This is a genomic window from Nocardia yamanashiensis (assembly GCF_021183565.1).
In the GTDB taxonomy this organism is placed as follows: Bacteria; Actinomycetota; Actinomycetes; order Mycobacteriales; family Mycobacteriaceae; genus Nocardia; species Nocardia yamanashiensis.
The window spans coordinates 556,755-575,217 of record NZ_CP089226.1 but is presented as its reverse complement, the minus strand read 5'-3'; the positions used below and the strand labels follow the sequence as shown (position 1 = coordinate 575,217).

The following is an 18,463-nucleotide window of genomic DNA, read 5'->3' as shown; positions in this document are numbered from 1 at the left end:
CATGGAAATCAGCAGACGATTCTTCGGCGGCGCGCTGGCGGCGGGGGCGGCGAGTTTGGCGGCGGCTTCAATGAGCGGGTGCGGTACGGATTCCGGGACCGCGGCTACGGCCGCCGGGGAGAACTTCCGGGCGGGAGCGGGGGCCAATACCTCACTGGGCGTTATCAAACAGATCGATGCGGGTGTGCTGAATGTGGGCTACGCCGAATTCGGGCCCGGCACGGGGCAACCGGTGATTCTCTTGCACGGCTGGCCCTACGACCCGTACAGCTATGCCGATGTCGGGCCGATCCTCGCGGAGGCCGGATATCGCGTACTGGTGCCGTTCCTGCGCGGCTACGGTTCCACGACTTTCCGTGCACCGCAGACGATCCGGAACGGTCAGCAGTCGGCGATCGCCCGCGACATCGTGGATTTCATGGACGCCCTGCGCATCGACAAGGCGGTGCTCGGCGGATTCGATTGGGGCGCACGGACCGTCGATATCATCGCGGCGCTGTGGCCGGAACGGGTCAAGGCGATGGTGGCGGTGAGCGGCTACATCGTCACGCAGCAGGCGGCGCAGCAACTGCCGTTGTCGCCGGAAGCCGAACTGGGCTGGTGGTATCAGTACTATTTCGCCACCGAGCGCGGGCGGGCCGGGTACGCGAAGAACCGGCACGATTTCAACAGGCTGATCTGGCAGCGCGCCTCCCCCACTTGGCAATTCGACGATGCGACCTTCGATCGCAGCGCCGCCGCCTTCGACAATCCCGACCACGTCGATATCGTCATCTCGAATTACCGCTGGCGCTTGAGCCTGGCTCCGGGCGAACCGCAGTACGACGAATACGAACAGCGGCTCGCGGCCGGCCCGGCGATCACCGTGCCCGCCATCACCATCGCGAGCGATTTCGACGGCGCCGCCAAGGACGGAATGCCGTACCGCGGCAAATACACCGGAAAGTACGAGCATCGCGTCCTCGACGGCATCGGTCACAATGTGCCGCAGGAGGCGCCGCGCCCGTTCGCCCGGGCGATCATGGACGCGGATCGCCTCTGACGATCACAACGAGGCGCGTTGCCGGATACCGCCGTTCGCGGCCAATTCCAGGACGGTATCGAGCCCGATCCGCTCCAGGAACGGGTAATCGTGACTGACGATGAGCACCGCGCCTCGATAATCGCCCAGCGCTTCCACCAGCTGGTCGACGCTGGCGATATCGAGGTTGTTGGTGGGCTCGTCGAGAATCAGCAATTGCACCGGCGGATCGGCGAGCAGCAGGCGCGCCAGCGCGACCCGGAACCGTTCCCCGCCGGACAGCGTGGACACCGGGCGTTCGACGCTGTTGCCGCGCAACAGCAGCCGGGCCAGCTGATTGCGGATCTCGGCCGGCGGCGTGGTGACGGCCACCGCGTGCACATTGTCGAGCGCGCTGGCCTGCTCGTCCAGATTGTCCAGGCGTTGCGGCAGATACCCGATGCGGTCGGTGAGCAAGGTGCCGCGTTCCGGATGCCGCCCGTCCAGGAGCTGCTCGATCAGCGTCGACTTGCCCGCGCCGTTCCGGCCGATCAGGGCCACCCGTTCCGGCCCCTGAATGACAATGCTTCGGTCACCATCGCGCAATTCCGCGATGCGCCGGCTGCGCGGCACATCCGGATCCGGCAATTCCAGATGAATATGCTCCACCCGCCGCACCCGCGATTCCGCCGCGGTCAGCGCATCCTGCGCCGCAACGACTTTCGCGTCCATAGTGCCGCGCATGGCGCCGGCCGAGGCTTGCGCCTTGCTGGCGCGATTGCCCGCCAGAATCCGTGGAATTCCACCGTCTCGCTGCGTCGATCGCGCGGTGCGCTCCCGCCGGGCCAGTTTGGTCTCCGCCTCGATCCGCTGCCGCTTCTCGACCTTCAACGCCTGCTCGGCCGTCCGTGCCGCCTGCGCCGCCGCGGCCTGTTCCTGTTCGATATGCCGCTGCCATTCGCTGTACGGCCCGCCGAACACCTCCAGCCTCGCGCCGTGCAATTCCGCGGTCGCGTCCATGTGTTCGAGCAGTTCGAGATCGTGGCTCACCACCACCAGGGTGCCGGGCCAGGTATCGACGAATTCGGCCAGCTTGGCCCGGGTTTCACGGTCGAGATTATTGGTCGGCTCGTCCAGCAGGGTGATCGGCGTCCGCCGCACCCGCAGCCCGGTGATGGCGACCAGCACGGCTTCACCGCCGGAGATCTCCCCCACCTTGCGATCGAGATCCGCCGCGCCGAAACCGATGTCGTGCAATGCCTGATCGGCGCGAGCCTCGATATCCCAATCGTCGCCGATAGTCTCGAAATACCGCTCGTCGGTCTCCCCCGCCTCGATCGCCCGCAGGGCGGCGAGTTTCTCCTCGATCCCGAGCAGCCGGGCAATGGTGTCCGAATGCCCGAGTGTCAAGTTCTGCGGCAGATACCCCACCGCGCCACTGGTTTCGACGCTGCCGGACGTCGGTTTCAATATTCCGGCGATCAGCCGCAGCAGCGTCGATTTACCGACGCCGTTGCGGCCGACCAATCCGGTGCGCCCGGCGGTCAAGGCGCCGTCGACCCCGGCGAGCGCGATGCTGCCGTCGGGCCATTCGAAGGACAATTGCCGCAGGATGATCGCAGCCTGACTGGATGTGGACATGGTTCGTCGACTCTTTCCTGCTCGAAACGAGCAAGCGCAAGTGATTTCGGAAGTCGCTGAGACAGACGAAGGCACAGGGGGCGCCGCCTTCGGCCGGGCGGCTACAGTCTGTCGACTTCCTCCATGATCACCCGTCCAGCCTACATCCCGGTCCGATCGCCCGGACGGGCCGCCTGATCGCGATAGGTTTCCAGCAGGCGCAGCCACACCTCGCTGATGGTCGGGAACGACGGCACCGCATGCCAGAGGCGGTCGATCGGCACCTCGCCGGTGATCGCGATCGTGGCCGAATGCAGCAGTTCCGCCACACCCGGCCCGGCGAAGGTGGCGCCGACGATCACCCGGCGTTCCGGATCGATCAGCACCCGGGCGCGACCGCGATAGGCCGGGTCGTACTGGAGCGCACCGGCGACCCGGCCGATCTCGTAATCGACCACGTCCACCGCCCGCCCGGCGCGCGCCGCGTCCTCGGTGGTGAGCCCGACCGCCGCGATCTCCGGATCGGTGAACACCACCTGCGGCACGGCCTCGAGGTCGGCGGTGCCGGCGTGGCGGCCCCAGCGCGCGGTGTCGAGGGTCAGGCCGCGCGCCCGGTCGGCGATCACCGCGCCGGCGATACGGGCCTGGTATTTGCCCTGATGGGTCAGCAGCGCACGGTGATTCACGTCGCCGACCGCGTACAGCCAGTCCCCCTCGACGGCCTGGACGGTGAAGGTGTCGTCGGTGGGCAGCCACTCCCCCGGGTGCAGGCCGATGGTTTCCAGGCCGAGGTCGGCGGTGCGGGGCGCGCGTCCGGTGGCCAGGAGCAGTTCGTCGGCGACCAGTCGGGTGCCGTCGGCGAGGGTGAGGTGGACGGCGTCATCGGGCCCGCCGGCGCGTTCGGCGGCGCTGATGGTGGTGCCGAAACGCAGGTCCACCCCCGCTTCCCGGAGCCGCTCGGCGACCAGGTCGGCGGCGAAGGGTTCCACCCGGCCCAGCAGGCTCGAGCCCCGGGCGATGAGCGTGACCCGCGACCCCAGCGCCTGCCAGGCGGCGGCCATTTCGGTGGCGACCACACCCGCTCCCAGGATCGCGAGCCGGTCCGGGACCTCGCGGGCGCTGGTGGCCTCGCGGCTGGTCCACGGCCGCACCGCGTCCAGGCCGGGCAGCGGCGGCAGGACAGCGGAGGTGCCGGTGCACACCGCCACCGCGTGCCGGGCGGCCAGCCGCACGGTCTCACCGGACGGGGTTTCGACAGTCACCCGGCGGGGGCCGTCGAGGCGGCCGTGCCCCCGAATGAGTTCGACGTCAACCGATTCCAGCCAGGCGACCTGATCGTGGTCGTTCCAGTCGGCCACCATGCGGTCACGATGTTTCAGCACCGCCTGCGCGTCGAGCGGCCCGGTCACCGCGTCCGCGACGCCCGGGAAGCGCGCTGCCTCGCGGTAGAGCAGCGCCGGGCGCAGCAGCGCCTTGCTGGGTTCACAAGCCCAGTACGAGCATTCGCCGCCGACCAGTTCGGATTCGACGATCACGGTGCTGAGCCCGGCGGCCCGGGTCCGGTCGGCGACATTCTCACCGACCGGCCCGGCGCCGATCACCACGACGTCGTAGGTACGAATTTCGTTGTCGGACATGGATTCACTTTCTCGCGAGTCAGCGGCCGGGTGCGCGCTGGGTGATCTCCTGGAGGAACCAGCCGTTGCCATCGGGATCGGTGAAAGCGGCAAAAGAACCGTAACTGCGCCGCTGCGGATCGACGCCGGGCACCCGGCTTTCGGCGCCGGCGTGATGGAAGACGCCGGTGGCGTCGCGGAACGGGCCTTCGACGGTGACGCCGCGCCCGGTCAGTTCCGCAACCGTCTGCTCGATATCGGTGACGATCAGGTGCAGGCCCTGAAGCGAGCCGGGTGCGGCGGCGCTGACGCCGGTGCCGAAGATGATCGAGCACGCCGAGCCGGGCGGGGTCACCTGGACGACGCGGTAGCTCGCGTCCACGGGAAAGTCGGCGTCCAAACGGAATCCGAGGCGTTCGGTGTAGAAGGCTTTGGCGCGGTCCACATCCGCGACGGGCAGGACGACGACTTCCAGTTTCAGATCCATGATGTGTTCTCCTCCAGGGTCTTTCGCGAGCGGTCAGTGGGCGGCGGTGGAGCGGGCGGCCTGCTCGATCACGTTCGCGACCAGGTCGGGATGCGAGACCGCGACCGAATGCGAGGCGTCGACCTCGGTGACCTGAGCGTGCGCCCGCTCGGCCATGAAGCGCTGGGCGGCGACCGGGATATTGAGGTCCTGGGTGGTGACGACATCCCAGCTGGGCTTGTCGGTCCAGGCGGCGACGGTGGCCGGTTCGGCCAGGGCGGATTGCAGGATCGGGCGTTGCGCGGCGGCGGCGAGGGCGGCCTGGTCGGCGGGGACGTCGGCGGCGAACTGGTCGCGGAACTTGGCCTGCTGGATGTACAGGTCGGTGCCGGTGCTGCCGTCCGGGTTGGTGAACGGCACCGGGTCGAGGGTGCCGGGCAGTGTGGAGCCCGGGTACTTGTTGGTCAGGTCCAGCGCGGTCTCACCGACGGCGGGCAGGAAGGCCGCCACGTAGACCAGCGCCTTGACCTGGTCGCTGCCCGCCGCCGCGGTGCTGATCACCGATCCGCCGTAGGAGTGCCCGACCAGTACGACCGGTCCGTTGATGTGGCTGATCAGACCCTTCAACGCGGTCGCGTCGGAAGCCGGTCCGCGCAAGGGATTGGCCGCCGCGACCACCGGATACTTGTCCTTGCGCAGTTTCTCGATGACGTCGTTCCAGCTGGACCCGTCCGCGAACGCCCCGTGCACCAGCACGATGGTGGGTCGCGGCGCGTCCTCGGCCGGCCCGGCATTGGTGGTCTTGCTCGCGGTGCAGGCGACCGCGAGGCTGCCGGCGGCCACCGCGGCCGTGAGGGTGGCGAGCGCCCGGCCCGCGCGGCGCATACCGTGACGTCGAATCTCGGCCATGTCGTTGTCCTTTCGAGGAAGCAGGTGGTGCGGTACCCACATTCGTCCGCACGGACCTGCCGCCACATCTGTCAACTGACGCCGACCATGACGTAGTCACCGCTTACGCCATCGGGCGTCGCCCCGGTGACCGGGGAATCGTCAGCGCCGGAAGACCAGCCGGCGCATCGACACGTAGAGATACAGCCCCTCGCCCAAACCGGCGGCAATGCGAGCCAGCCGATAGTCGAGGCCCAGCGCCGCCAAACCGCTGGTCACGCCCAGGATGAACAGCACATAGTTGATCACGACCACGAGCACATACACCGCCAGCTGCGGGCCCACCGCCGCATGCGAGACGAAGTTCAGGGTGCGGTTCAGCAGGAAGCTGGTGGCGAACGCGCTGACGTACGCCACCGTCACCGCGACCGGCACCGGCAGCCCGAGCCCGCCGTGCAACGCGGTGAGCAGCACCAGATCCAGCCCGAACGTGCACGCGCTCAACAGCAGATAGCCCACGAAGGTCGGCGCGACCATCCGCGACAGCCCGAACGGCAGCAGTGCGGTCAACCGTTCGCAGAAACGGTGGAACCACCGCACCGGCCAGGGGCCGGCCGGGATGGTCGCTGTCTCGATCCGCACCCCACCACCGTGTCATCGGCAGATGACCCGCAGGTGATCACCGGCCCAATAAACAGTTGCGGGCGTCAGTGCCGGTACATGCCCTCGATGGCGTCGGCGAAACGCTCGGCCACGATGTGCCGCTTGACCTTCAAGGTCGCGGTGAGCTCCCCGGATTCCTCGGTGAGGTCGCGGTCGAGGATCACGAACTTCTTGATCGATTCGGCATGCGAGACAGCGCTGTTGGCGTCGTCGATGGCCAGCTGCACCTCGGCCCGCAGCGCGGCATCGTCCCGCATTCCGGCGATGGTCGCGCTCGCCGGCATGCCGTGGTCGGCTTTCCACGCCTCGAACGCCTCGGGATCGATGGTGATCAGCGCGGTGATGAAGGAGCGGCCGTCCCCGAGCACCACGGCCTGCGAGATCAGGGTGTGCGAGCGGATCCGGTCCTCCATCGGGCCGGGCGAGACGTTCTTGCCGCCGGCGGTGACCAGCAGATCCTTCTTGCGGCCGGTGATGGACAGGAAGCCGTCCGCGTCCAGTTCGCCGATATCGCCGGTGCGCAGCCAGCCGTCGTCCATGGCGGCCGCGGTGGCGTCGTCATTGTGCCAGTACCCGGCGAACACCACGCCGCCGCGCAGCTCGATCTCACCGTCCTCGGCGATCCGCACGCCATTGCCGCCCAGCGGTTTACCCACCGAGCCGATCTTGATCGCGCCGGGCACATTGACGCAGTGCGCGGCGGTCGATTCGGTGAGCCCGTAGCCCTCGTAGATCGGCACGCCGAGGCCCTGGAAGAAGTGCCCGAGCCGCGGGGCGAGCGCACCGCCGCCGGAGATGGCGAACTCGCAGTGCCCGCCCAGCGCGGCGCGCAGCGGCCCGTACACCAGCCGATCGCACAGCGCGTACCGCGCGCGCAGCAGCGGGCTCGGCGGCCGCACGAATCCGCCGGTGTGGTCGAGGTTTTCGCTCCATCGGATGGCGGTGCGCTCGGCGAACCGGAAGATCGAACCCTTGACCTTGCCGCCCCCGCGCGCCTTCTTGTCCGCGCCGTCGCGCACCTTCTCGAACACCCGCGGCACGCCGAGAATGGTGTGCGGGGCGAAGCGCGCGAACTGCCCGGTAATGGTCTTGAAATCGGCCCAGTGTGCCTGTGTCATACCGCCTTCGAACGCGGCGAGGGAGACCGCGCGAGCCAGCACGTGCGCGAGCGGCAGGAAGGTGAGCATGCGCTGCCCCGGCCGGGCGACCTCGCCGATGCTGGCGGTCAGGATGCCGCGCACCTCGGACAGGAAATTGCGGTGGGTGAGCATGCAGCCCTTGGGGCGGCCGGTGGTGCCGGAGGTGTAGACCAGCGAGGCCAGGCCGTCGGCGCGCAGGCCGTCGATGCGTTCTTGCAGCAGCTCGTCGGCCACCTCCGCGCCCTCGGCGATCAGGGTGGTCTCGGCGGCATCGTCGATGACCAGCGACCGCCGCAGCGATTCCGGTGCGCCCGTGAGCAATTCCTTCTGCCGCGCCTTCTCCACGATGGCCAGCGCCGCCCCGGAATCCTCCAGAATCCACCGCACCTGCTCGGCCGAGGACGAATCGTAGACCGGCACGGTGACCGCGCCCGCCGCCCAGATGGCGAAGTCGAGCAGCGTCCACTCGAACCGCGTCGCCGACAGCAGCACCACCCGATCACCGGGCTGAATCCCGTTGGCGAGCAACCCTTTCGCGACATCCGATACCAGCCGCGCGAACTCCGCCGCGGTGACGTCGGCCCAGCGGTCGCCGATCGGCCGCGAGAACAGCACCCGCTCCGGCGCGTCGGCCGCCTGGGTGAACACCGAGCGGACGATGGTCTCGTCCGGCTCGATGGTGAACGTGTCTACCGCGGTGTATTCACGCATGGTCAGCTCCAGTCGTCGGGTCGAGGTGACGGAATCGCTTCAGGGCCCGGGCGAATTCGGCGATCTCCCGGGAGGTCCAGCCGGCCATGCGCTCGGCGAGCTGGGTGAGGTCACGTCCGGTGGCGGCGTCCAGGGCCTGCCGCCCCGCGCCGGTCAGGGTCAGGGGATAGCCGCCGTGCAGCGTGCCCTCGCCCGCGGCCACCCAGCCCGCGTCCACACAGCCGCGCACTTGCCGCGACACCGTCGAGCGGTGCACCCCGAAGGCCTCGGCGATCTCGGTGGCGCGGCAGCCGGGATGGCGATCGATGAACGACAGCGTGGACTGCTGGGTGAACGACGGAATGCCCTCGACGGCGGGCCGGCCCGCGATGATCTCGCGGACGATCTGCGTCAGCTCGTCGTGGACCGCGGCGATCTCCGGCGACCGCCCGGGTGGGTGTTGCATAGCGCAACTATAACCCCGGATCGGCGGGGCCTGCGCCAAGGGCGCTGTTCTAGAGTCGGGGCAACGGACGGTGCGCGAGCCGAGGTGCGGGAGGTTGGTTGTCCATGAGCTATCGAGCCGAACCGAAGCGGTACGACGGGACCATGCGGTATCGGCGGTGCGGGCGGTCCGGACTGGATCTGCCGGTGCTGTCGCTGGGGTTCTGGCACAACTTCGGGGACGACCGGCCGTACGCGACGCAGCGCGAGATCGCTTTGCGCGCTTTCGATCTCGGGGTGACGCATTTCGATCTGGCGAACAATTACGGGCCGCCGTACGGCTCGGCCGAGCGCAATGCGGGGCGGTTGCTGCGCGAGGATCTGGGCGGGTATCGGGACGAGCTGATCATTTCCACCAAGGCCGGATGGGATATGTGGCCGGGGCCGTACGGGCAGGGCGGCGGGTCCAGGAAGTATGTGCTGGCCTCGCTGGATCAGTCGCTGACGCGGCTCGGGCTGGATTACGTGGACATCTTCTATTCGCATCGGTTCGATCCGACGACGCCGCTGGAGGAGACCGCGGCGGCCTTGGATACGGCGGTGCGGCAGGGAAAAGCGCTGTACGTCGGGATCTCCTCGTACGACGCGGAGCATTCGGCGCGGATGGCCGGGCTGCTGCGGGAGCTGGGGACGCCGCTGCTGATCCATCAGCCGTCGTATTCGATGCTCAATCGGTGGATCGAAACCGAGGGGCTGCTGGATACCGCCGACGCGAAGGGGTTCGGGGTCATCGGGTTCACCGCGCTGGCGCAGGGGTTGCTGACCGGGAAGTACCTCGACGGGGTGCCGGACGATTCGCGGGCTACGCGCGGTGGATCGTTCCAGGCCGAATGGCTGACCGACCGGATGCTCGATCGGCTGCGAAAGTTGAATGCCGTCGCCGAGCGGCGCGGGCAGACCCTGGCGCAGCTCGCGCTGGCGTGGGCATTGCGGGATCCGCGGGTGACGTCGCTGGTGATCGGGGCGTCCTCGACCGGGCAGCTCGAGCAGAACGTCGCGGCGCTGGATCGGCTGGATTTCGGTGCGGACGAGCTGAGCGAGATCGATGCGCTGCTCGATGACGACGGCGAGGTCGATCTGTGGCGGGCGGCGCGCGAAGGGACGCTCTGAGCCGGGTGATCACCGAATCAGGCCGGATAGCAGTGGATTTCGGTGGCCTTCACCGCCGCCCACAATCGCATGCCGGGTTCCAGGCGTAGCTCGGCGACGGCGGCAGGGGTGATGTCCGCCAGCACTGGCGGCGCGCCGTCGAGGCGGACGCGGGTGGTGTTGGCGTGCTGTTCCAGGCCGGTGACCGTGACGGGCCAGGTATTGCGCGGGCTGCCCGAGGGTTGTTCGGGGTGCAGGCTGACGGCGGTGGGCGGGAAGGCGAGGAAGACCGCGCCCGAGGTCGCGTCGGCGGCGGTGAGGGTGCCGCCGGTGTCGACGGCGACGCTGGTTCCGGTGGCGGTGCCGCGAAACAGGTTGAGGCCCACCAGGTTCGCGACGTATTCGGAGCGGGGTCGGCGGGCGACCTCGGCGGGTGCGCCCTGCTGCACCACCGCGCCCTGTTCGAGGATGACCAGGCGGTCGGCCAGCACCATCGCGTCGAGGGGGTCGTGGGTGACGAGCAGGGTGTGGCCGGTGTAGTCGCGCAGATGGTGGGCGAGATCGGCACGGACCTGGAGGCGGGTGCTGGCGTCGAGCGCGGCCAGCGGTTCGTCCAGCAGTAGCAATTGGGGGTCGGTGGCCAGAGCGCGGGCCAGAGCCACCCGCTGGGCTTGGCCGCCGGACAGCGCGCGTGGACCTCGGTTCGCGTGTTCGGTGAGGCCGACGCGATCGAGCCAGGTCGCGGCGCGGGTGCGGGCGGCGGCGCGGCGCATGCCCCGGGCGCGCAGGCCGAAGGCCACGTTCTCCAGCGCCGAAAGATGCTGGAACAGCAGGTAATCCTGGAAGACGACGCCCACCTGACGGCGTTCGGCGGGGACGAACACTTCCGGCGGGGCATCCCAGACCTGATCCGCCACGGTGATGCGCCCGGCCGTGAGCGGGAGCAGTCCGGCCAAGGCGCGCAGGGCGGTGGATTTGCCCGCGCCATTGGGGCCGAGCAACGCCACCACCTCCCCCGGTTCGGCGGTGACGTCCACGTCGAGGCGGAAAGCTCCACGATCGACGCGCAATCGGGCGTGCAGGGTCACAGCGCTCCTCGCGATCCCCGAATCCAGCGCTCCCGCAAGGCGACCAGCACGCCGACCGACACCACCAGCAGCACCAGGCTCAGCACGATCGCGGCATCGGGATCAGTTTCCAGGGCCAGGTAGACGGCCAGCGGCATGGTGGTGGTCTTGCCGGGGAAATTACCGGCGAAGGTGATGGTGGCGCCGAACTCCCCCAGCGCCCGCGCCCAGCACAGCACCGCGCCCGCGATCACGCCCGGCAGCACCGAAGGCAAGGTGACGCGGCGGAAGGTGTACCAGGCCGACGCGCCCAGGGTCGCGGCGGCTTCCTCGTAGCGGGTGTCGGCGGCGCGCAGGGCGCCCTCGACCGAGATCACCAGAAACGGCATCGCCACAAAGGCTTCCGCGACGACCACGCCGGCGGTGGTGAACGGGAGCGAGATCCCGAACCAGCCGTAGAGGTACTGGCCGAACAGTCCCCGGCGGCCGAACACGAGCAGCAGCGCGACGCCGCCGACCACCGGCGGCAGTACCAGCGGCACCGTCACCAGCGCCCGGATCAGGCCCCGGCCCGGCACTTCCGCGCGGGCCAGCAGCCAGGCCAGCGGAATGCCCAGCACCAGGCAGATCACCGTGGCCAGGCTGGCGCACAGCAGCGAAAGCCGCAGCGCCTGACCGACTTCCGGGCTGAACAGCCGATCGCCCAGGGTGGGCCAGGGGGCGCGCACCAGCAGCCCGATCAGCGGGGCGATCAGGAAGGCCAGTGCGCAAACCGCGGGCAGCACCAGGACGATCGGCCGTCGTCCGCGCGCTGCCCGCCGCCGGGCCGAGGCGCCGCTCATCGGCGGCCCTCGGCGTGGATCGGCATGCGGTTCACGGGGTTTCGAATCCGGCGGCCGCGAAGACCTGCTTCGCCTGGGCGGACTTGATGTAGTCGACGTACGCGGCCGCGGCGGCCGAGTTCGGGGCCTGGGCCAGCGGGGCGATCGGATAGGTGTTGACCGCCTTGGCCGATTCGGGGAAGTCGATGCCCTCGACCTTGTCACCGGCCGCCTGCACATCGGTGCGGTACACCAGCGCGCCGTCGACCTCACCGAGGGTGACCTTGGTGAGCACCGCCTTCACATCCTGCTCGCGGGTATCGGGCTGCGGGGTGATGCCGGCGCTCTCGAACACCTTCTTGGCCGCCGCGCCACACGGCACCTGCTCGGCGCACAATGCCAGCTTGGGATCGGCCTTGCCGAAGTCGGCCAGCCCGGTGATATGGCCCGGATTGCCCTTGGGCACCACGATTTCCAGCCGATTGCTGACGAAGGTGGCGGGCTGTCCGGTCACCGCGCCGGCATCCACGACCTGCTGCATGTTCGCCGGTGCGGCCGAGGCGAACACATCCGCCGGGGCGCCCTGCTTGATCTGCTCGGCCAGCGCGGAGCTCGCGCCGAAGCTGTAGACCACCTTCACGCCCGGGTGCGCGGCCTCGAAGTCCTTGCCCAGCTTGGTGAACGTCTCGGTCAGCGACGCCGCCGCGAACACGGTGACCGTGCCGCTGATCTTCCGGTCGGCGCCGGCCGGCTCCGTCTTGTCGTCGGAACCGCATCCGGCGAGACCGGCGGTCACCGCGAGCACGGCCGTGATCGCGCCGAGCGAGCGGAACATTTTCATCATCGTCAACTTTCTGGTATCTCGACCACGACATGGGTCGATTTGACCGAGGCGACGGCGATGCTGCCCACCTCGAGACCGAGTTCGTCCACCGATTCCCGGCTCAGCAGCGACACCAGCCGGAACGGACCGGCCTGCATCTCCACCTGGGCCATCACCGTGTCCTTGACGATCCGCGTCACGATCCCGCGCATCCGATTGCGCGCCGACACCGCCACGGTCAGCCCCGGCTCCGGGGCCTCCGCATGGTTACTGCGCAGCACCTCAGCCAGGTCCTCCCCGCGCACACCCATCCGGCCGTTGTCGAGCTTGATCGCCGCCAGCCGCCCTTGGTCGATCCAGCGGCGCACGGTGTCATCGCTGACCCCCAGCAGCCCCGCCGCCTCACTGATCCGCAAGTTCGTCACGAGAGGGAGCATATTGCCGCGAAAGCGGCTTGCAAAGCCCGAAATACCGGCAACAGCAGATATGGCCATGATCATTTTCGTTAGGTTGCGTAACGGACTGCGGGGCTCAGAGATAGACAGGACGGGTCGCGATCGTCCGAAACGCGCCGCAGCGAAAGGGATTTCACGAGTGATGCGTCATGCGAAGTCGAAGGGCGTCCTGATCTCCGTGCTCGGAGCGGCGCTCGTACTCAGCGGGTGTTCCAGCTCCGACGACAAAGGGGCGAGCGAGACGAAGAGTTCGGTGAGCACGTCCGCGGCCCCGCCGACCACCACGACCGCCGGGTCGAGCACCGGCGGGAGCGAATCGAACCCCGGCGGCAGAAACGCCACGGTCACACCGGAACTCACGCCGGCGACGACCAGCCCCGCGAAGACCGAATCGGGCAAGCCCGCCGCGATGTGGGACGCGTGCGGCATCGCCGACGCGGACATCACCCGGCTGGGGTTCCAGGCCGGCAGCAAGCAGGTGATCGACGGCGCCGACGGCGAGCGAAACTGCCGCTGGCAGTCCGCTTCCGGCAAGTCCGAGATAACCATCGGCTCCACCCGCCAGACCCTCGACGAATTCGAACAGTCCGGCCGCTACGTCGGATTCACCCAGGTCCAAGCGGGCGGCCATTCCGCCACCCAATACCGCGCCGCCCAAGACACCAACAAAACCGGCTGCTACATCTCCTTCCCGGTAGCCGGCGGCCAAACCCTCTTCGTCACCCGCAACCTGAAATCCGACGCCCCCGAACCCTGCGAAGCCACCCTCCGCGTAGTGAACGGCCTGTCCCCCTACCTCAACTGACCCGCCTGATTAATTCAGTTTCCCAACACTTTTCCCGCTGCTACCGTAATCCCAACAAACCACCGAACCACTCACGGAAGGCCAGCCCAGTGACCCTCACCCTCACCTCGCCTATCCGCCAGCGGCTTCGCAGCGACCCCCAGGTCTGACCACCCCAGACCCCAGGGCCGCTCCCACGAATCCCCCACGGAGCGGCCCTTTTTCATACCCATTCCCTCGTAGCCCAATTGGCAGAGGCACCGGTCTCAGATATCGGCCAGTGCGAGTTCGACTCTCGCCGAGGGAACGAACACAACAAATGCCCGTAGCTCAACCGGATAGAGCAACTCCCTTCGAAGGAGAAGGCTGGGGGTTCAATTCCTCCCGGGCATACCGATTACCGATGAAGCGTGGTGTAACGGCAGCACTGCGGACTCTGACTCCGTCAATCCAGGTTCGAATCCTGGCGCTTCAGCAAAAACGGCACCTCCGGCCGCTGATTCAAGATCGTTATCGAATTCCGGAACGAAACCGCCACCCACCAGGTTAGCTGTCCGATAGCCAGACTGATTGTCGATCGTTTCTCCCACCAGGAGGTGACGGCAATGGTTCAGATTCCGAAAACTCTCGCCACCCTCGCACTCACCACACTCATGACAACCGCCACGGCAATCGGCACCGCCACCGCCGAACCCGGCCCCGACGGCCGCTACTACGGCTCCCTCGCCGCCGGCGACCTCGGCGACCGCTTCCAGGTCACCTGGGCACTGAACTATCCCAACTGGGCCGACTCCGACAACTCGGCTCTCTCCCGCTGCGAATCCAGCACCTGCACCGTCCTGGCCCGCTTCGTCGACGGCTGCGGATCCATCGCCCAGCACAACCATCGCCTGCTGGGCGGCGTAGGCCCCACCCGAGCCGACGCCGAACGGGCCGCCCTCGACGCCTTCGGCCCGCCCGACCCCATCTCCCTCAGCGCCGGCAACCCTCCCGCCTCGATCGCCCACACCGAATGCACCGGAAACGCCAGCTGACATGACCTCTACCCGACACCGGACCGCGCCCCGGGTGCCCGCGAGAACAACCAGAATCTGCTCCGGCACAATGCTTTCCGCCGTCCTGGCGGCCATGCCGGCAATCTCCGCGCCGACGGCCACCGCCGAACTGACCGGCATCCAGGTCCTCGCCGGTCCGGAAGGCATCTTGACCGGCTGCCCCTACACGATCGCCGCCTCCGTCACCACGCCACCGAACGTTCCAGGCGCGGTGACGTTCTACGACCACGCCACCCAGATCCCCGGATTCGGCGACTACCACCCCGACACCCGCACCGTCACCACGACCTGGACGCCGAACTGGAAAGGCGAACACATGATCGCCGCCATTCAGCTCGAACCCGGCGGCCTGGCGAGCGGCCGGGGCATCCCGTTCCAAGTCGTAGGCGATGGTCTCAACGCCGGCAGTTCCTGCATCCGATTGTCCTGACGATGCCCGAGCTTGTGTATTCAGTCCGAACTCTCCGTCGGTGAATGACCTAACCTAGGTGGTGAGCCGGGTCCTCGCCCGGCCCCATTCTCTCGTCCAGGAGTGTCATGACCCGATCTCTAGACGACCTTTTCGAGGTCGTGGAGCGCATGAACATCCCGGCCGGGTTTCGTGCCGAAATCATCAACGGGGAGATCGTCATCAATCCGCAGCGGCAGGTTCACTGGACGATCATCCGACGCATGACGCGGACGATCGAGGATGCTCGCGGTATAGACGCGATCATCCTGTCTGATGTGCGTCTGGACCTTCCCGGTGTGGACAACGGGTTCGCCCCGGACGTCTACCTGGTGTCTGCCGGCGCCGAGGCCGATGAGAAGGGCCGGTTCAGCTACCGGGATGTCGAGTTGGTCGCGGAGGTCGTATCCGAGAGCAGTCGGCGCGACGACTACGACGCCAAGCTCAAAACCTATGCACTGGCAGGCATTCCGGAGTACTTGATCATCGACCCCAAGACCGGCCTGGTCTGGGTCCGGAGCAAGCCGAAGGACGGCGAGTATTCCGATGAGGCCACTTACCCTTTCGGCGTTCGGTTCACGTTGCCCATGAGTGGAATCGACGTCGACTCGTCGAGCTGGCCGAGGGATTGAGGGGCCTGCTCGGCGGGTGGCTGTGGAAGCGATCGAGAAGGTTCGGATGATCGGTTCAGACGAGCAGGACTCGGCGGCCGCGGGTGTGTCCGGCTTGGCTGTCGGCGTGGGCGGATGCGGCTTCGGCGAGGGGGTATGAGCGGGCGATCGGGATGTGGAGTTTGCCGCGTGCGATGAGCTCGGCGGCTTCGGCGAGGGCTTCGGGCATGTTGCCGCCGACGCCGGCGAAACGGATTCCGAGCAGGGACGCCTCGAGGTCGGCGATGGTGACCACGGTGTCCGGGTTGCCGGTCAGGTCGAGGAGTTCGCGGAGGACGCCCGTGCCGTTGAGGTCCAGGGCGGCGTCGATGGGGCCGAGCCGACGGGCTCGATCCGGCCAGCTGGCGTCGTAGGTCAGGGCAGTCGCGCCGAGGCTTCGCACGTAGTCCTGGTTCGCGGGCCCGGCGGTGCCGATCACCTTGATTCCGCGATCACGGGCGATTTGCAAGACCGCCGACCCGACTCCACCCGCTGCGCCGCTGACCAGCAGCGTCTGTCCGGGCCGGACGCCGACCAGGCGGATGACCCGGAGCGCGGTCTCGACCACCGACGGGTACCCCGCCGCTTCGGCGAAGCTCAATCCCTCGGGTATGCGCGCCCACGAAGACAGCACGGCGAACTCCGCGTACGTGTTCGACCCCCGCCCGAAGACGGGCTCTCCCACCTCGATACCGACCACCCCGTCGCCGACCTCGTCCACCACACCCGCCGCGTCCTGCCCGACCCCGGCAGGCAGCGGAATCGGCCGAACCCGCCGGAACTGCCCCTCACGAACCCGCCAATCATGCGGATTAACCCCCGCCGCTCGCACAGCGATGCGTATCTGACCGGGACCGGGCCGGGGTACGCCCACCTCTGCCGGTTCCAGCACTTCCGGGCCGCCGTACTCGGCGAAGCGTATTGCCTTCATGACTCCACGCTAGGACTAACGGTTAGTGTTTTGCAACCGTTGCATCTTTGCGACTGATAGCCTCACGAGGTGACCGTCCCGACCGGGCGTCGCGAGCGCAAGAAGGCCGCGACCCGCCAGAAGATCGCCGAAACTGCCCTCACGCTGTTCCTGGAACACGGCTACGACACAGTCGGCATCCGCGACGTGGCCGCCGAAGCCGATGTCGCCGTCACCACCGTCTTCTCACACTTCGCCTCCAAAGAGGCCCTCGTCTTCGCCCAGGACGAAAACTTCGAGGACCGCCTCGCCCGCGCAGTCACCGACAGACCAGCCGACGAACCACTGATCCCCGCACTGCGCCGCGAGATCCACGCCATGGTGCAACACTGCACCACCGACTCGGCCGCCCCCATCTGGCACCTGATCAGCCAAACCCCCACCCTCCGCGAATACGAGGAGTCGATGCGCCTACGCCACGCGAACTCGCTCGCAACCGCCATCGCCACCGATCTCGACCAGCCTCCCGCCAAGCCGACATGCCGCGCGATCGCCCGCTTCGTAATCGACGCCTACTCCCTGGCCCGCGAAGCACCCGACCCCCAAGCCGCGGTGAACGAGATCTTCCAGATGATCGAGGCAGCCTGGGAGGCAACCCCGCTCGCCACAGGGCGCTGACTGACGAGGTCACAGCGGCAGAGCGAGGTGCGACGGCGCCGGTTATCTAGTTCGACGTGTCAGACCCAGTTCGGCATCGAGGTAGGACAGGGTTGGGTCGTCGGTCAAAGCCTCTGCGGTGAAGGTCAATTCGTTCGGATGGGCTACGCCGAAAATCTCCTGAAACGTGGTGACCACGCACGGAACGAGCTTGCCCAATGTGGAGTCCTGCAAGTTTCGCACGACCGGGCCATGCCACATCGGGTACTCGACGCCCTGACCATCCAGCGGATCCCACTCCCATCCGAGCTTGCCCATGTCTTCCCGCAATTGCGTACAATCGCGAGTCGATGTCGGGCCCACCAGACACACGCTGTGGATTCTGAACTCGTTGGTGAACTCGACGATGGTGTAGTCGGGATCTACATGGGGCGCAAACAGACTCAGGATCGCCCCGTATGGCAGGGTGTTGATCGCCCATTCCAGCCGTTGAGCGAAATCGCCCCAGCTCGTGATGTTTTCTGCCGCGCCCCGGTGAGTCGGGCGGTCCGGAGCAACCGCTGTCAGCTTCGTGCCGATCCCGTACAGGGCGTCCTCGGGGCCCTTGTCGTTCCCCACTGTGTAGCGAAGTCGCTGCGGGGACGCGCCCCAGCCAGCGCGGAAGATCTCCACCAGCGCGGCGGCCACCTCCTGGCGGAACCGGTCCACGTTGGTCCATGCGGTCGAGACTTCGCGCACCGCAAGGTCAGTCGGATCTTCGAACACTGAGGAGGGACCCCACATCGGTCTGTCATCGGCGCGAATCACCTCACCGGTGGCCAGAAACAGCGTGCCGACATTGGTGGTGCGATGCCGTCGGAGGATCTCCACCAATTCCCGCCTCGCTTCCGGTTTCTCGGGTAGCGGGACCTTGACCTCGACGCCGCCGTTGTCGCGGAACAGCACTCGGTTACCGGTCTCGGCATCACGGATCTGAAGGATCGCACCCTCATGCTCATCCGGCGGGTATGGATACAGATACAACGGCAGTTCCTCGAGCAACTGCTCCCAATTGTGGTCGACCACGTCTCCCCATAGTTCTCCGGCCACCGAGCCCTTCGGTTACCCACAACATAACG

At 67.8% G+C, this 18,463-nt stretch carries 20 protein-coding genes and 3 tRNA genes; 10 read left to right on the top strand and 13 right to left on the bottom strand.

Going from position 1 to position 18,463, the window contains the following annotated elements; genetic code table 11:
- Position 1: 1 nt before the first annotated feature.
- Positions 2-1,042: an alpha/beta fold hydrolase gene (locus tag LTV02_RS02710; RefSeq protein WP_233037880.1), complete on the top strand. Its 1,041-nt coding sequence runs from the start codon at positions 2-4 to the stop codon at positions 1,040-1,042.
- A gap of 3 nt (positions 1,043-1,045) precedes the next feature.
- Here LTV02_RS02710 and LTV02_RS02705 read toward each other — a convergent pair whose 3' ends face one another.
- The 7 genes from LTV02_RS02705 to LTV02_RS02675 all read right to left on the bottom strand — a co-directional run bounded on the left by LTV02_RS02705 (position 1,046) and on the right by LTV02_RS02675 (position 8,548).
- Positions 1,046-2,641 (bottom strand): ABC-F family ATP-binding cassette domain-containing protein, encoded by a 1,596-nt coding sequence (locus LTV02_RS02705; RefSeq protein WP_233037879.1) that lies wholly within the window; start codon positions 2,639-2,641, stop codon positions 1,046-1,048.
- 140 nt (positions 2,642-2,781) lie between these two features.
- Complete coding sequence (locus tag LTV02_RS02700; protein WP_408639328.1) at positions 2,782-4,329, bottom strand: dihydrolipoyl dehydrogenase family protein; 1,548 nt, start codon at positions 4,327-4,329, stop codon at positions 2,782-2,784.
- A complete protein-coding gene (locus LTV02_RS02695) occupies positions 4,277-4,723 on the bottom strand; it encodes a VOC family protein (protein WP_233037874.1) in 447 nt (148 codons plus the stop codon). Before LTV02_RS02695 ends, LTV02_RS02700 begins: the two co-directional genes overlap by 53 nt.
- A 33-nt stretch (positions 4,724-4,756) precedes the next feature.
- Positions 4,757-5,611: an alpha/beta fold hydrolase gene (locus LTV02_RS02690; protein ID WP_233037872.1), complete on the bottom strand. Its 855-nt coding sequence runs from the start codon at positions 5,609-5,611 to the stop codon at positions 4,757-4,759.
- Positions 5,612-5,752: 141 nt separating this feature from the next.
- Positions 5,753-6,232 carry a GtrA family protein gene (locus LTV02_RS02685; protein WP_233037870.1) on the bottom strand — a complete coding sequence of 160 codons (480 nt, stop codon included), beginning with the start codon at positions 6,230-6,232 and terminating at the stop codon, positions 5,753-5,755.
- A gap of 65 nt (positions 6,233-6,297) precedes the next feature.
- Positions 6,298-8,103, bottom strand: a complete 1,806-nt coding sequence (locus LTV02_RS02680; protein WP_233037868.1) for an AMP-dependent synthetase/ligase — start codon at positions 8,101-8,103, stop codon at positions 6,298-6,300.
- Entirely contained in the window at positions 8,096-8,548 is a 453-nt protein-coding gene (locus LTV02_RS02675; RefSeq protein WP_233037866.1) for a MarR family winged helix-turn-helix transcriptional regulator, read from the bottom strand. The genes LTV02_RS02680 and LTV02_RS02675 overlap by 8 nt, the downstream gene beginning before the upstream one ends.
- A 104-nt stretch (positions 8,549-8,652) precedes the next feature.
- Between LTV02_RS02675 and mgrA the strand changes: the two genes are divergently transcribed.
- Positions 8,653-9,696 (top strand): L-glyceraldehyde 3-phosphate reductase, encoded by a 1,044-nt coding sequence (mgrA, locus tag LTV02_RS02670; protein ID WP_233037864.1) that lies wholly within the window; start codon positions 8,653-8,655, stop codon positions 9,694-9,696.
- 17 nt (positions 9,697-9,713) lie between these two features.
- Here the strand turns inward: mgrA and LTV02_RS02665 are convergent, their stop codons facing one another.
- Genes LTV02_RS02665 through LTV02_RS02650 form a run of 4 tightly spaced genes read right to left on the bottom strand, consistent with a single transcriptional unit; the run spans position 9,714 to position 12,811 of the window.
- On the bottom strand, positions 9,714-10,763 hold the full coding sequence (locus tag LTV02_RS02665) for an ABC transporter ATP-binding protein (protein ID WP_233037862.1): 1,050 nt from the start codon (positions 10,761-10,763) through the stop codon (positions 9,714-9,716).
- The gene (gene modB, locus LTV02_RS02660) at positions 10,760-11,584 is read right to left on the bottom strand and encodes a molybdate ABC transporter permease subunit (protein ID WP_233037860.1); all 825 of its coding nucleotides are present in this window, start codon (positions 11,582-11,584) and stop codon (positions 10,760-10,762) included. The genes LTV02_RS02665 and modB overlap by 4 nt, the downstream gene beginning before the upstream one ends.
- 31 nt (positions 11,585-11,615) lie before the next feature.
- Positions 11,616-12,398 (bottom strand): molybdate ABC transporter substrate-binding protein, encoded by a 783-nt coding sequence (gene modA, locus LTV02_RS02655; protein WP_233037844.1) that lies wholly within the window; start codon positions 12,396-12,398, stop codon positions 11,616-11,618.
- Positions 12,399-12,409: 11 nt separating this feature from the next.
- Positions 12,410-12,811 carry a TOBE domain-containing protein gene (locus LTV02_RS02650; RefSeq protein WP_067707725.1) on the bottom strand — a complete coding sequence of 134 codons (402 nt, stop codon included), beginning with the start codon at positions 12,809-12,811 and terminating at the stop codon, positions 12,410-12,412.
- 61 nt (positions 12,812-12,872) lie between these two features.
- On the opposite strand from LTV02_RS02650, the gene LTV02_RS02645 reads away from it, so the two are divergent.
- From LTV02_RS02645 to LTV02_RS02615, 7 genes are all read left to right on the top strand, one after another.
- Positions 12,873-13,646 (top strand): DUF3558 domain-containing protein, encoded by a 774-nt coding sequence (locus LTV02_RS02645; protein ID WP_332909555.1) that lies wholly within the window; start codon positions 12,873-12,875, stop codon positions 13,644-13,646.
- Positions 13,647-13,858: 212 nt separating this feature from the next.
- Positions 13,859-13,932, top strand: a tRNA-Leu gene (locus LTV02_RS02640).
- 12 nt (positions 13,933-13,944) lie between these two features.
- Positions 13,945-14,018 (top strand) — tRNA-Arg (locus LTV02_RS02635).
- 11 nt (positions 14,019-14,029) lie between these two features.
- Positions 14,030-14,100 (top strand) — tRNA-Gln (locus tag LTV02_RS02630).
- A gap of 130 nt (positions 14,101-14,230) precedes the next feature.
- The gene (locus LTV02_RS02625; RefSeq protein ID WP_233037842.1) at positions 14,231-14,659 is read left to right on the top strand and encodes a DUF4189 domain-containing protein; all 429 of its coding nucleotides are present in this window, start codon (positions 14,231-14,233) and stop codon (positions 14,657-14,659) included.
- 70 nt (positions 14,660-14,729) lie between these two features.
- Positions 14,730-15,110 carry a hypothetical protein gene (locus LTV02_RS02620; RefSeq protein ID WP_233037840.1) on the top strand — a complete coding sequence of 127 codons (381 nt, stop codon included), beginning with the start codon at positions 14,730-14,732 and terminating at the stop codon, positions 15,108-15,110.
- A 107-nt stretch (positions 15,111-15,217) separates the two neighbouring features.
- Complete coding sequence (locus tag LTV02_RS02615; RefSeq protein WP_233037838.1) at positions 15,218-15,760, top strand: Uma2 family endonuclease; 543 nt, start codon at positions 15,218-15,220, stop codon at positions 15,758-15,760.
- A 55-nt stretch (positions 15,761-15,815) separates the two neighbouring features.
- Here LTV02_RS02615 and LTV02_RS02610 read toward each other — a convergent pair whose 3' ends face one another.
- A complete protein-coding gene (locus tag LTV02_RS02610; RefSeq protein ID WP_233037836.1) occupies positions 15,816-16,709 on the bottom strand; it encodes an NADP-dependent oxidoreductase in 894 nt (297 codons plus the stop codon).
- A 69-nt stretch (positions 16,710-16,778) separates the two neighbouring features.
- On the opposite strand from LTV02_RS02610, the gene LTV02_RS02605 reads away from it, so the two are divergent.
- Positions 16,779-17,366 carry a TetR/AcrR family transcriptional regulator gene (locus tag LTV02_RS02605; protein ID WP_233037835.1) on the top strand — a complete coding sequence of 196 codons (588 nt, stop codon included), beginning with the start codon at positions 16,779-16,781 and terminating at the stop codon, positions 17,364-17,366.
- 42 nt (positions 17,367-17,408) lie between these two features.
- On the opposite strand, the gene LTV02_RS02600 is transcribed toward LTV02_RS02605, so the two are convergent.
- Positions 17,409-18,410, bottom strand: coding sequence for a TY-Chap domain-containing protein (locus LTV02_RS02600; protein ID WP_233037833.1), 1,002 nt, complete (start codon positions 18,408-18,410; stop codon positions 17,409-17,411).
- Positions 18,411-18,463: the final 53 nt, after the last annotated feature.